Raw genomic sequence first — 12,842 nt, 5'->3', positions numbered from 1 at the left:
TGAATGAAGCATTGAGCCACCGGGAGATTTCCTCGGTGGCTCTTTCGTTTTTCGAAGGGAATAAGACGAATGAAAGAGTATCGCGTCGCGATTCCTCAGGAAGACTTGTATCTGATCGACTTTTCTCAAGAAGGTCATCCGGGTGTCGGTGTCGTCAACGCAGCCCTCCACAATTTCGAACCCAAGGTCGTTTTCGGTTGGCATTTGACGTTGATGATTGAATTCGCCGACCTGATCGATAATGGAATGCCCTCCAAGGAGGAGCGAGAGCTCGTCGATCCATTTTGTGACCGTGTTGATTCATTGATCAAAGGCACAGATGGAAATCGGCCGAATGCCCTGTTTCTCGCGAGGCTGACCTGGAACGAAACCCGTGAACTCATCTGGCGCGTTCACGATCCCGAAGCAGCAGACGCAGTTCTTCAGAAAATCATCGAAGAACACCAGTTCCCGCGACCATTCAATTACGAGATGGATCACGATCCCGAATGGGAGAAAACGAAGTGGCACCTCAAGGATGTTGAATCAAATCGCTGATTCTCGTGAACTGAGGCAAAGTTGGTGTCGCAACAGACTTAAATCCGGTCGTCGAGCCTCACGTTCCGCGGCCAATACTGGACGCATCGACGTGTGGTTGTTATCAAATGCGATTGCAGAACGATCGTCGTTGAATTTGAAATTTTTTCAGGAGAAATCTCTCAATGTCATTTCATGTTGGTGAAGCCCTCGTCGGTGAAGGTAACGAAGTCGCTCATATCGACCTGATCGTTGGAGACAAAAGCGGTCCTGCGGGAATCGCATTCGCAAACGCACTGTCAACTCAGTCCGCTGGACACAGCAACCTGCTGGCCGTTCTTGAGCCAAATCTCGCTGTCAAACCAGCGACTGTCATGATCACTAAAGTGACGATCAAAGGCGCCAAGCAAGCCGTTCAGATGTTCGGTCCTGCTCAGCGTGCAGTTGCCGATGCAGTCGCAAACTGTGTCGCTGAAGGCACAATTCCAAAGGACCAGGCAGAAAACTTGTGCATCGTCTGCGGTGTCTTCATCCACTGGGAAGCTGAAGACGATCAGAAGATCTACCAATACAACTACGAAGCGACCAAGCTTTCAATCGAACGTGCCATGAAGAACGAGCCATCTGCAGAAGAGATGGTTGCGAAGAAAGATACTTCATCGCACCCATTCTTCAGCAAGAGCTAAAGCACGTTCAATTCTGGTTTTGCAGCGATGCGTTCGAGTGACTCACTCAGAGTTCTCGCTGAGCCAGGCTGGGGATTACAATCTGTGAGCACCCCCGACCATTCGATCTGGGGTGCTCATTTGATTATTTTCTATTGAAGCCTCGCTCAATGATCGGAGTCGCTTCGTTGAATCTTCCTTGCCGACCAGAGACTTCGAGTTAGAAACTGTTCTGGAGTGTCATGAGACTCTGGCTTGCAGTCATTTCAGTTTAGAACAGAACTCGTCGCGAGTTCCTCACTCCCTGCCGACACCGGACTTGGTATGAAAAAGATCCTCATCCAACTCGACACCGATGCCCTCCCTTCTTCGTTCGACCGCGTTGTCGCCATCGATGCAGGTGTTGACGAACTTCTCAGCTATGGAAACGTGACACCCGAGAACGTGGCCGGTCTCGTTCACGGAGCAATCTTCACTCGAAAACCCGATGACCTCAGCCAGACGGCGCTGTTCATCGGTGGCAGTCACGTTGAGTCTTGCCAGCGTCTCCAGCAGAAAATCCTCGAAACATTTATCGGCCCGATGCGGGTCTCCATGATGCTTGATCCAAATGGATCGAACACAACAGCAGCAGCAGCTGTGCGTTGTGCTGCCCGTCACCTCGATTTGAAACAAGCCGAAGTCCTCATTCTCGGCGGAACAGGACCTGTTGGCCGTGGCTGTGCAGAAATTCTGGCCACCCTTGGAGCTAAAGTTCGTGTAGCATCGCGAAGCTTGGAACGGGCTCAAGCTGTCTGTGCCGAAGTCCGGCATTCCGCCCCGGAAGGCAATCTCAGTGCAGCCGAATTTTCAGATGAAGGCATCGCCGCTGCCGTTGATGGAGTCAGTCTGATCATCGCAGCTGGGGCGGCTGGCGTTCGTTTTCTGACCGCTGAAGAGCTGGAAGGAATCGACACCTTGAAAGTCGCGATCGACGTGAACGCCGTTCCACCCACCGGGCTGGAAGGAATCGACCCATCAGCCGAAGCCACCGACCTCAACGGCGTCACCTGCTACGGAGCTTTGACCGTGGGAGGTTTGAAAATGAAAACCCATCGATCCGCCATTCGCACTCTCTTTTCATCGAATGATCAGGTCTTGGACTCAAAAGCGATCTACGCAATTTCAGGCGACGCTTCCTGATTCGTCAGGATGTCTCAACGTGAGGTCGATCTGAAACACTCCTCTCAGAGTGAGCGAGTTTTCGATTGAACATCACCCTGCGCCAAAACGCATTCAGGAACTCCTTTGTCCCGATGAATGCGGCGTTGCAGCGATCGCTGATCTCATATTGCGAAAGCGACAACCTCGACGCCGATTTTCAGACTTCGAGTAAGCGTACATCGTTGACGCAGTCCCTTGGCACTCAATAGTCTTTCGAATGTAAGTTTAGTGTGGCGGTTTTGTGATTTGGAGGTGTATCATGCGGTTTGGAGTTTGCCTCGCGGATCGTAACGACGAAATCAATCGATGGCTGGAAGACAATCCCCTGGTCCTCGGAGGCGGCGCGATTGTCCTTGGACTCGTTCTACTCGGTTCAGGAGTTTACGAATTGAAGTCAGGCGTGACACGAGACAAGAAAGGCCGAGTCGTCGAAGGCCAAATGGGAAAGACACTCTCAATCGTCCGAATCGTGATCGGAGCAGCCATCTGCCTGTTCGGTGTCTATAAACTGATCGCCTGACGATTTATCGTCAGGACTTTCATTCGCAGGACTGTGTCAGAAGACTTCTCGTTGGAGTCAACTATGAACAATTTAGGAAGTAGACACTCAGATATCATCGTCATCGCTGTCAATATCTACACCGGCTTCCACGAGTTCTCTTTCGGTTTCGACAAATTCATCAGGTGAGATCTGGAGGGTGTCCCGGTACTCAAGTGCCTCAGGTTCTGCCACATACTCGACGGTCCCGTGATGATGCTCGACTGCTTCGACGATGGTCGAAAGATCAACGTTGAAGTATTCCTTTCGAAAGTTCACACGGTTGACTCTGTACCGTGCTAATTCACGATGTAGTCGCTTTTCTAAGTTTGGAGCATCGTCGCATCTGATCATTGCATGGACGTCAAATGGGAATGGCACGCTTGCATCTCCGAGTTCTTTTACTCGGTCCATCGGATCGCGTCGCCGCGTCATGCCAACTTTATAAACATTCTCGCCAAACGAACCGATGTTCGACAAGATGTAGACATTCCCCTTCTTCGTCAGTTGAGCCATTGACTTCGCTCGCTCAGCGTTGGATTGGGCTTCTTCAAGCTGTCTTTGTAACTCTTCGATTTCCGAACTGTATTGCCCTTGCTGAAGTTTGAGTGCTTCTTCAAGTCGATCCTGAATTTCCCGTTCCTTATCCTCTGCTTCTTTGACAGCCAACTCATGTTCTCTGCGGGCCCGTTCTTCTTCCCGCATTTGTTGTCGAATTTGTCGCTGTTCTTCTTTCAGGACTTGTTCACGTACCTTTTCTTTGTACTGAGCCTTGAGGTTGGCGAGAGATGATTGTCTCAACCCATCGGGAATCTCGTAACCAATCGAGTCAACAAAGTCGAAGGTTCGGTTGAGAGCCATTTTCTGACGCTGGTAGTTTTCCGGATCTGCACGAAGTTTTTGTGATGTCCATTTCAGATGATCTTCGACCAAACGCTTTGCCATTGTGTAAATACGCTGCTCAATGTGCTCGACTGCCTGTCTGTCCTCAGTTGCTAATTTACGGAGGTGCTTTGCTTCATCCCGGGCTTTCTCAGCCTGAACGTAGATCTCCTCATAGTAGGTTTCGATCCGAACGTCACCAATTCGGAGCAGGTTCTTGTAGCGTTGAGTGAGTTCGCTATTTCGTTGCTCAAGAATTCGGATGTAGTCATACGCTTTCTCAACGTTCTCCAGCTTGATTTCTAACTCAGTTGTTTCCGCATGCCGGATGAATCCGAAGATACCGAACCCGATTGAGATCATGGCCGAGATGACAACAACGATCCAGCTGTTGAAGACACCGAGAAGTGTGATGAAGGCAAGAAATCCCAAGGTAATCGCAATCACCATCGAGAGTTTCTCTCTCCAGACAGTGCGTTCAGAGGGCTCCGGTTTCGGAGGCGGTTGAGGAGGATTCCGGTAGTTGAAGAACCAAACTGTTGAGCCACATTTGGGGCACTTCATCCGTCGTTCGTTTTGAAGCCTCGATTTTGAGTGACACTTTGGACAGATCCGCAGTTCATCATCCCAAAACTTCATCATTGTGCCCTTAAGATATAGATGCCAACAGCGAGTTCATCATGTGTCGCCAGATCTTAACACTTGAGAAATTCTGTTCCAGTCCACGGGTTGCGCCTGCAGTGTTCACTGCCCGGGAGAAGTGTTTGAAGTGAACACACATCGTCGATGTCAGGTCGACATTTCAAAGACGCCTCGGATCGAATTAGATCGGTCGGACCAGATGACACTCAATCACCGCAAGAGAATCTCAGTCTCTAACAAAAGAGCACGCTAAGACCGAAGTCAAAGCGTGCTTTATTGCTTTGCAAAATCGTTCTGTGTCTAACTGGCCTACGCGATGATCGGTTGGATCGGTTGAACGTGTTCAACACCGACGAGTTTTTGGTCGAGGCCGCTGAAAAAGTAGCTGAGGCGGTTGGGGTCGAGTCCCATTTGGTGCAGGATGGTCGCGTGCATGTGTTTGACATGCAGACGGTCTTCGACAGCTGCGCTGCCGAGTTCGTCGGTTGCTCCGTAGCTGACGCCGCCCTTAATTCCTCCACCTGCCATCCAGGTTGTGAACCCGTATGAGTTGTGGTCTCTTCCGGTGCCTTTGGCGTATTCAGCGGTTGGCTGGCGTCCAAATTCGCCTCCCCAGACAACTAGTGTTTTGCCGAGAAGCCCGCGTTGTTTGAGGTCTGCCAGCAAGCCCGCGATTGGCTTGTCTGTTTCGGCAGCGTGCAGGTTGTGGTTCGTTTCCATGTCCGTATGGGCGTCCCAGTTCGCGTCGTTGTGGTGGCCTCCGGAATAGATTTGAATGAAACGCACGCCGCGTTCAACGAGTCGACGGGCGAGCAAACATTGTCGACCGAAGTGAGACGAAACGGGATTGTCGAGCCCGTACATCTTCTGCGTCGATTCAGTTTCATCCGAGATATCGACTGCCTCCGGAGCATGGGCTTGCATCTTGTATGCAAGTTCGTAGCTGGCGATTCGGGCAGAGAGGTTTGTGTTGTCGAACCGCGATTCAAGATGCTCTTCGTTGTATTGCCGAAGCGTGTCGAGCATTTTTCGCTGGGCGGAAACCGAAAGGTCCTGAGGAGGTTTCAAGTCGAGAATTGGTTCTCCGTTTGATCGCATGACCGTGGCTTGGTACGAAGCTGGCATGTACCCCGAACTCCAGTTCTTCGGTCCCGAGATCGGGCCGCCGCGTGGGTCGAGCATGACCACGAATCCGGGCAGATTGCTGTTCTCAGTTCCCAAGCCGTAGTTGAGCCATGAGCCGAGGCACGGACTTCCGGACAGAATCTTGCCGGAGTTCATCATCAGCATGGCTGAACCATGAATCGGGCTGTCAGCCGTCATGGAGTGAAGAAATGCGATGTCGTCAACATGCTGGCCAACATTTGGAAACAGGTCACTGACCGGTTTTCCGCATTCGCCGTACTGTTTGAATTTCCAGCGTGGCTCGATCAGACGTCCCTGATTCCGGTGCCCTCCCCGACCGAACGTTTTGACTTCGATGGTCTGGTTGTCTCGACCGTACATTTCAGGCTTGTAGTCGAACGTGTCCATATGGCTTGGTCCGCCATACATGAACAGGAAGATACAAGCTGTCGCGTCGGGATCGTAATGCGGTTCCTTCGGAGCGAGAGGATTCTTGAACTCGGAAATGCCATCAGCTGCGACGGCTTGCGAAGCGAAAAACTCTTCATCAAGCATTCCGGCCATCGCGGCACCGGTGAATCCTGCACCAGCTTGCCAGAGAAATTCGCGACGGGTACGTCCGCAGAAGTTTTGAGGTTGTGACATAAGATTGCTCTTCAGAATGTCATTCTTCAACAGGCTCGGTCATCACCTTCGATGGTAAATTGGGTGACCGGCGAATTGTTGAATGTTTTCAATGAGGCGGGGGAATGCAAACAAACTGATTTCAGGCAGATTCAATGCCGCCCAAGATGTTGGTCTTCATTCCAATCAATCGAGGATCTTCGATAGATTATCTGCGACAGGCGATTTGCTGTCCAGTTGCGATCGTCAAATCAGCGAATTACAACGGTTGTTTGCAGGATTTTCTCAGCAGATTTTCACCTGCTTGTCAGTCACTCATTCAACTTTCAGAAGTCTTTTCCTTATGCCTTTGACGTTTCGGCTGCACACGGAATCATCAATCCCTCTGGAGGTCGATTCCCTGAAACTTGAGACATTGAGGGATCAAAGCCTTCCGGAAATTGAAAAGACAGAAATCTTTCGTGGGAATCAGAAAGTTCCTGTCTCGGAGTTCTTCGACGTTTCCGGATCAGCAAATGAGGATCAAACCGTCGTCTGGGAGGGAAATCTCGCCAAGGTCAAATTGATTGGAGCGCACCTGACGGAAGGAACAGTCCACGTTGAAGGAAATGTCGGGATGCATCTTGGGGCATACATGACTGGCGGAGAGATTCGAGTCGTTGGTGATGCTGCGGATTGGGTCGGGGCGGAAATGTCGGGCGGAAGAATTCACATTCAGGGAAATGCCGGAAATCTGCTCGGTGCCGTCTATCGCGGAGGCAGGAAAGGGATGAGAGGCGGAGAGATTCTCGTTGAAGGAAATGTTGGGAGTGAAGTCGGTCACACTATGCGACGAGGGTTGATCGCCATTGGCGGAAATTGTGGAGACGCTGCCGGAGTCGGAATGATTGCGGGAACGATCTTTGTGTTTGGCAAGTCCGGAATTCGCAACGGAGCGGGAATGAAGCGGGGGACCATTGGTTTGTTTGGAAGTGGTCATTCTCCCGAAGTGCTTCCGACCTTTCGCAAAGCCAATGTCTATTCGCCGTCATTCCTTCAACTCTATTTCCGGTTTCTCTCGGAGTGTCGCTTTTCAGTTCCGGAGAATGTCTTGCGTGGTCCTTTCCAACGCTACTGCGGAGACCTGTTAGAGATGGGTAAAGGAGAAATCCTGACGCTTGTCAATTGAATGTCGCTGCATAGCCTTTGCGATGTGTGCGTCGATTGTCTTTCTCTCCTTTCGCTTCGCCAATGAGATACGTTCTTCATTCGAAGCTGCAGTGATCGGACAACCGCGATGAATTTTGCTAACCTGAAGCACCGTTAAAGTTGGATTGCAGCGATGAGTGTGAGCAATCGCTGTATCCAGCAAATGAACGAACTCAGGTGAGTGCAGAGAGACCATGAGAGTGGTCGAGCGTTCGAATTGCTGATCGCATCTCTTCGAACTCAAACAGAGAATGGAATGGCGAATGTATTCTCTTCGGTCGGCCCGTAGTTCCGAACGTGATGTCGTTGCTCAACTGATCTATGACTCGACAAATCACTGGTACGAGTCTCATGGCTTCGGAAAAATCTTTCAGGGGAAGCCGGAAGATTGCCGAGTCTTTTTCGACGTCTACGAACAACTCGATCCGGGGTGTTGTCTTGTCGCAGAAGATGATGAAACCGGTGAGATTATTGGCTCCTGCTTCTATCGTGAACGGCCGACACATTTCTCGCTGGGCATTATGAACTCGTCGCCGAAAGCGGCGGGCCGGAAAGTCGCGAGAACGCTTCTCCAAAAGATCGCGTCTCTGTCGAAATCAGCGGGAAAACCACTGCGTCTGTTCTCGAGCGCGATGAATCTCGATTCGTATTCACTTTATAACCGTCAGGGTTTTGTTCCCTACGTTGTGTATCAGGATGTGATTTTCACAGTTCCTGAAGATGGTTTGCCAGCGGAGAACGTGCTCTCAGCGAGTGCTGACAACTCCGAGATTCGGAGCGCCAGCCTGGAAGATCTGACAGCTATCGTTGAGCTTGAACGACAGGTGTGGGGAGTCTCGCGGGAAAAGGACTGGCGATACTTCCTGGAGGACTCTTCGGGAATCTGGGACGTGTTGGTCGCTGCCCAAGGAGAACAACTGACCGGAGTAATGGCTTCCGTCCGTTCTTCGGGATGTCAAATGGTGGGCCCTGGTGTATCAACCGATTCTGAAGTCGCGGCGAAGCTGATCTCTCGAGCCCTCGACCGATTTCGTGGAAGCTCGGTGGTCATTTTGATTCCTTCAAAGGATCAGTCACTGATCCAGGCGATGTATCAACTCGGAGGAAAGAATTGCGAGTTGCATTTCGGTCAGTCTCTCGGTGACGCTCCGACAATAAACGGAGTCGTGGTGCCATCGTTTCTTCCCGAATCTGGTTGACTACCAACCGCGTTGACGGCCACTCGTTTTTCTTCGATCACGTTTTCTACTTCACACACAGCGATATCGAATTGCTCCTGAAAGATGAGATCAATGCGAATTTCCTCTGCCTGTTTCTTGTTCTTCCTTCTCTCGCTGGCGTTGAGTTGTGCACCAGCCCAGTCGGCGGACCGTCCGAACATTCTTTGGATTGTCGGAGAGAATCTTGCTCATGATCTTGGATGTTATGGTCAAGAGAACGTCGAAACCCCGAATCTCGATGGACTCGCTGAACGGGGGGTGATGTTTACGAACGTCATTGCCACTTCGCCTGTTTGTGCACCGAGTCGATCTGCATTAATGACCGGGATGTATCAAACAACCACAGACATGCACAACATGCGATCGCATCGTGACGATGATTTCCGATTGCCTGCCGGTGTGCGACCACTAACACATCGATTGAAAGATGCTGGTTATGTCACGGCCAACATCACCACGATGGCTGATAAGACGGTCGGAACCGGAAAGCTCGATCTGAATTTTGTGAATGAAGGTCCTGTCTACGACACCGATGATTGGGGCTCGTTGGCGCGGCAACAACCGTTCTTTGCGCAGATCAACATGCCGGAGATCGAGTACGACATCTACGATCGCAAGTCGGCAGAGAAAGAACGCGTCGTCTGGGTGGGAGAAGAATGGCATCCACAGATTGCGACCGCAGACAACGTCAATCCCCCCTCTTACTATCCCGATCATCCGGTCGTCCGCGAAGAGTGGGCGCGCTATCTGAATTCTGTTTCAGGAATGGATGTCCGAATCGGATGGATTTTGGAACAGCTTGAGCGTGATGGGCTGAGCGATAACACGATCATTCTCTTCTTTGGTGACAATGGACGACTCGAAGCCAGAGGCATTCACTGGTGCTTTGATTCCGGGCTTCGTGTTCCCCTGATTGTCTACTGGCCCGAAAAACTGAATCCTCCTGAAGACATCGTTCCCGGCACGGATCAATCACAGCCGATCAGCTTACTCGATGTCACTGCGACAACTCTGGCCATCGCTGGTGTTGAGCGTCCGTGGGGGATGCAGAGCCGCGTCTTTCTCGGACCACAGGCTGATTCTCCGAGGTCATATGTCTTCGCGGCCCGTGACCGCATTGATGAAACAGTCATCACGCAGCGATCAGTTCACGATGGACGCTTTCACTACATTCGCAACTTCACTCCGGGGGCTGGCTTCTCCACGCTGAACCGCTACAAGGAAAAGTGTTTCCTCGTGAAACCGCTGATGCGGCAATTGCAGAGTGAAGGTCAACTGGAAGGGCCGCCTGCTGACTTGATGCAACCATTCCCCGAGGAAATGCTCTTCGATTTAGAAAGCGATCCCGAGGAACTGAAGAACCTTGCCGCCAATCCAGAATACAAAGAGCCACTCCTCAGGATGCGAGCAGCCTTGGAGACGTGGATTGTGGAATCGAACGATCGAGGAATGCAGCTGGAACCTCACTCGGTTGTGGAACCGTTTGTCAAAGAGATGCACGACTGGTTCGGAACACCAGATGGCTTGGACTCAATTCATCAATCCCCTGTCTTCGATGTTCCCGAGAATTAAAACCTGCGGCAAAATTCGAAAAGCAACCGGCTTGGCTTGATGATTCATTCGTGAAGACGAAATCCAGGAAAGGCAACCCATGAAGACGATCAATATTCTTCTCTACCTGATTCTGATCCTCATCGGGAAAGGCGTCGTCGCTCAGGAGGCTGAGGACAAGCTGCGAATTATTTGCTTCGGAGCTCATCCGGATGATGCGGAATATAAGAGCGGCGGTTCCGCAGCTTTGTGGGCGCAACTCGGACATCACGTAAAGCTGGTGTCGGTCACGAATGGAGATATCGGACACTGGCAGATGGCAGGCGGCCCGCTTGCTCAGCGTCGAGCGAAAGAGTCTGCACTCGTTGCGGAACGTTTGGGCGTGGAGTCCGAAGTGCTGGACATTCACGACGGAGAGCTCTTGCCAACGCTTGAAAACAGAAAGAAGATCGTCCGGCTGATTCGAGAATGGAACGCAGATATTGTCATCGCCCACCGTCCGTGGGACTATCATCCCGATCATCGTTATACTGGCGTTCTTGTTCAGGATGCAGCATTCATGGTGACGGTTCCCTTCTTCTGCCCGGAAGTCCCGCATCTGACAAAGAATCCAGTCTTCCTGTATTCGAGTGATCGGTTTCAACGCCCCTACCCTTTTCGAGCTGACATTGCTGTCTCGATTGACGACGTCTTCGAAAAGAAAGTCGATGCATTGATGGCCCTCGAATCACAAACATTCGAAGGGGGAGCACTCGGGAACGCCGACTTCGTTCAAAGTGTGCCGCCAGCGTCCGAACCAGAGTTCCGACGCGCGTGGTTAAGAGAGAAATGGGACCGCCGCGCGAGCGGAGAAGCGAATCAGTTCCGCGATGCACTGATCACCTGGTACGGCGAAGAAGCGGGACAAAACGTGCGGCACGCCGAAGCTTTCGAAATCTGCGAGTACGGACGGCAACCTAACCACCGAGAGATCCTCCAACTGTTTCCGTTCCTTCCACAGCCCGAATAAATGCGGCGCTGATTGTGGCGATCATCGAACCACGAGACGATTCGTATTCTGATTGCTGATATCCACAGCTGTTGATTGTGGTTCGATTCGAGCTTCCGTAGCATGCAGGCACGATTGAGAGTGTTCAGGAACATTCTCATCGATGGAGTGCTCAACAATCTCGCATGTTGAAAGATTCAGATTCCTGAATCGATCAATTCATGATGGTGTGTGGATTCCAATAACGGACTCCCGCACAACATTCACATCCCTCATTCTCGCATAAAGCTTCAGAACGATGAGATTTCGAATGAACGTTGGAAGGGGGACCGATCTTTCGGGGCTCCTTTATTGTCAACGTCGGTTCCCGAATTGCCTGTGGTTCGTAGTACCGCTTCTGGTCGGCTGCGGAGGAACCGGGCCATCAAATGAATATCAAGAGCCTCCGCCACCGGATGTGCAATACGTGACGCCTGTTCGAAAAACAGTCACGCTTTACATTGAAGAAAACGGCGAGACTGAGGCTGTCCAAAGAGCGAATGTTCGCGCGCGAGTGAAAGGCTTTCTTGAAGAGATGTTCTTCACTCCCGGTGCAGAGGTGAAGAAAGGCGACATCCTCTATGTGATCGAAAAACAGGAGTACGCCGCTGCTGTTGCTTCTGCGAAAGCAGCCGTTAATGCTGCCGAAGCTTCGGTTGAAGTTGCGAAGGCACAAGTCGGCGTCGCTCAAGTTGAAGTCTCACGAGCTGAGCAAGACTTCCAACGAACTCAGGCACTGTTCGACCGCCAAGCCTCGAATCAACAGGAACTCGACAACGCAACCGCCAATCGCGATGCAGCCATCGCTTCTGAAAAGATGGCAACGGCGACGGTCGACAGTCTTGAAGCGGAGCTTCAAAAAGCACGGGCGAATCTTGATCAGGCTCAACTCGACCTCGACTACACGGAAGTGAAAGCACCGATCGACGGTCACATCACGAAGACTGACGTGAAAATCGGAAATCTGGTCGAGAGCGGAACAGTGCTCGCCACGGTGGTCTCTCGGTCACCGATCTATGCCAACTTCAACATCAGCGACCGTCAGGCTTTGAGTCTTCAAAAAGCCAGACTGGAGCGAGAAGCACTCGAAGGAGGTGAAGCAGTTTTCGACTATCGAAGCATTCCGGTTTTCCTCCACAGAGAGATTGACACCGGTTTTCCATTCAAGGGGCACGTTGACTACATCAGCGAAGAGGGAGTCGATCAGTCTACGGGAACTCTGGCAATTCGTTCGATCTTTGAAAACAAATCGGGCGAAATCTTCACCGGCTTGTTCGTCCGCGTCAAAGTCCCCGTCACTGAGAAAGAGAATGCGTTGCTTGTTCCGCAACTCACAGTGATGCGAGACAGACGTGGTTCCTTCCTTCTGGTGATCGACGACGAAGACGTCGTCCAGCGCCAACCGGTCAATGTCGGAGAAACCTTCGAAGGGCTGGTCGAGATAGTTAGCGAACTCGACGACAACGCACGAATCCTTATCGATGGCACTCAACGCGGTCGGCCAGGTGTGAAGGTGAGTGCTAAAGAGTGGAAAGGGACAGTCGTGCCAACACCCGATGACGGTTCAGTCGATGATGTTGGCGACTCGGACGCAACAGAGAACTCGGACGACACTGGTGGATCAGACAAGGCGGAAAACTCTGACGAGTGAGCCCCCCCAA

At 51.6% G+C, this 12,842-nt stretch carries 11 protein-coding genes; 9 read left to right on the top strand and 2 right to left on the bottom strand.

Translation table 11 applies throughout. The features are described from left to right. The first annotated feature begins 69 nt into the window (after window positions 1-69). The 4 genes from AB1L42_RS02995 to AB1L42_RS02980 all read left to right on the top strand — a co-directional run bounded on the left by AB1L42_RS02995 (window position 70) and on the right by AB1L42_RS02980 (window position 2,904). A complete protein-coding gene (locus tag AB1L42_RS02995) occupies window positions 70-537 on the top strand; it encodes a DUF695 domain-containing protein (protein ID WP_367051027.1) in 468 nt (155 codons plus the stop codon). 164 nt (window positions 538-701) lie between these two features. Further along, on the top strand, window positions 702-1,202 hold the full coding sequence (gene fae, locus AB1L42_RS02990) for a formaldehyde-activating enzyme (protein WP_367051024.1): 501 nt from the start codon (window positions 702-704) through the stop codon (window positions 1,200-1,202). Window positions 1,203-1,505: 303 nt separating this feature from the next. Continuing rightward, complete coding sequence (locus tag AB1L42_RS02985) at window positions 1,506-2,363, top strand: NADP-dependent methylenetetrahydromethanopterin/methylenetetrahydrofolate dehydrogenase (RefSeq protein WP_367051020.1); 858 nt, start codon at window positions 1,506-1,508, stop codon at window positions 2,361-2,363. Window positions 2,364-2,643: 280 nt separating this feature from the next. Further along, entirely contained in the window at window positions 2,644-2,904 is a 261-nt protein-coding gene (locus tag AB1L42_RS02980) for a hypothetical protein (protein ID WP_367051018.1), read from the top strand. Window positions 2,905-2,991: 87 nt separating this feature from the next. Here AB1L42_RS02980 and AB1L42_RS02975 read toward each other — a convergent pair whose 3' ends face one another. Continuing rightward, complete coding sequence (locus tag AB1L42_RS02975; RefSeq protein ID WP_367051016.1) at window positions 2,992-4,368, bottom strand: GIY-YIG nuclease family protein; 1,377 nt, start codon at window positions 4,366-4,368, stop codon at window positions 2,992-2,994. A 387-nt stretch (window positions 4,369-4,755) separates the two neighbouring features. Beyond that, a complete protein-coding gene (locus tag AB1L42_RS02970) occupies window positions 4,756-6,216 on the bottom strand; it encodes a DUF1501 domain-containing protein (protein WP_367051014.1) in 1,461 nt (486 codons plus the stop codon). Between the two features lie 322 nt (window positions 6,217-6,538). On the opposite strand from AB1L42_RS02970, the gene AB1L42_RS02965 reads away from it, so the two are divergent. The 5 genes from AB1L42_RS02965 to AB1L42_RS02945 all read left to right on the top strand — a co-directional run bounded on the left by AB1L42_RS02965 (window position 6,539) and on the right by AB1L42_RS02945 (window position 12,832). Continuing rightward, window positions 6,539-7,363 (top strand): formylmethanofuran dehydrogenase subunit C, encoded by an 825-nt coding sequence (locus AB1L42_RS02965; RefSeq protein WP_367051012.1) that lies wholly within the window; start codon window positions 6,539-6,541, stop codon window positions 7,361-7,363. Window positions 7,364-7,646: 283 nt separating this feature from the next. Next, the gene (locus AB1L42_RS02960) at window positions 7,647-8,582 is read left to right on the top strand and encodes a GNAT family N-acetyltransferase (protein ID WP_367051010.1); all 936 of its coding nucleotides are present in this window, start codon (window positions 7,647-7,649) and stop codon (window positions 8,580-8,582) included. Between the two features lie 93 nt (window positions 8,583-8,675). Beyond that, window positions 8,676-10,175: a sulfatase gene (locus tag AB1L42_RS02955; RefSeq protein ID WP_367051008.1), complete on the top strand. Its 1,500-nt coding sequence runs from the start codon at window positions 8,676-8,678 to the stop codon at window positions 10,173-10,175. A 79-nt stretch (window positions 10,176-10,254) separates the two neighbouring features. Beyond that, complete coding sequence (locus tag AB1L42_RS02950; RefSeq protein WP_367051006.1) at window positions 10,255-11,163, top strand: PIG-L family deacetylase; 909 nt, start codon at window positions 10,255-10,257, stop codon at window positions 11,161-11,163. 289 nt (window positions 11,164-11,452) lie between these two features. Beyond that, window positions 11,453-12,832, top strand: coding sequence for an efflux RND transporter periplasmic adaptor subunit (locus AB1L42_RS02945; RefSeq protein ID WP_367051004.1), 1,380 nt, complete (start codon window positions 11,453-11,455; stop codon window positions 12,830-12,832). Window positions 12,833-12,842: the final 10 nt, after the last annotated feature.

It is taken from the genome of Thalassoglobus sp. JC818, from assembly GCF_040717535.1.
In the GTDB taxonomy this organism is placed as follows: Bacteria; Planctomycetota; Planctomycetia; order Planctomycetales; family Planctomycetaceae; genus Thalassoglobus.
This window is presented reverse-complemented; position numbering and strand designations above follow the sequence as displayed.

Coding starts and splice junctions, on each gene's coding strand:
- AB1L42_RS02995 (WP_367051027.1), top strand. CDS start 70: ATGAAAGAGTATCGCGTCGCGATTCCTCAGGAAGACTTGTATCTGATC.
- fae (WP_367051024.1), top strand. CDS start 702: ATGTCATTTCATGTTGGTGAAGCCCTCGTCGGTGAAGGTAACGAAGTC.
- AB1L42_RS02985 (WP_367051020.1), top strand. CDS start 1,506: ATGAAAAAGATCCTCATCCAACTCGACACCGATGCCCTCCCTTCTTCG.
- AB1L42_RS02980 (WP_367051018.1), top strand. CDS start 2,644: ATGCGGTTTGGAGTTTGCCTCGCGGATCGTAACGACGAAATCAATCGA.
- AB1L42_RS02975 (WP_367051016.1), bottom strand. CDS start 4,368: ATGAAGTGCCCCAAATGTGGCTCAACAGTTTGGTTCTTCAACTACCGG.
- AB1L42_RS02970 (WP_367051014.1), bottom strand. CDS start 6,216: ATGTCACAACCTCAAAACTTCTGCGGACGTACCCGTCGCGAATTTCTC.
- AB1L42_RS02965 (WP_367051012.1), top strand. CDS start 6,539: ATGCCTTTGACGTTTCGGCTGCACACGGAATCATCAATCCCTCTGGAG.
- AB1L42_RS02960 (WP_367051010.1), top strand. CDS start 7,647: ATGTATTCTCTTCGGTCGGCCCGTAGTTCCGAACGTGATGTCGTTGCT.
- AB1L42_RS02955 (WP_367051008.1), top strand. CDS start 8,676: ATGCGAATTTCCTCTGCCTGTTTCTTGTTCTTCCTTCTCTCGCTGGCG.
- AB1L42_RS02950 (WP_367051006.1), top strand. CDS start 10,255: ATGAAGACGATCAATATTCTTCTCTACCTGATTCTGATCCTCATCGGG.
- AB1L42_RS02945 (WP_367051004.1), top strand. CDS start 11,453: ATGAACGTTGGAAGGGGGACCGATCTTTCGGGGCTCCTTTATTGTCAA.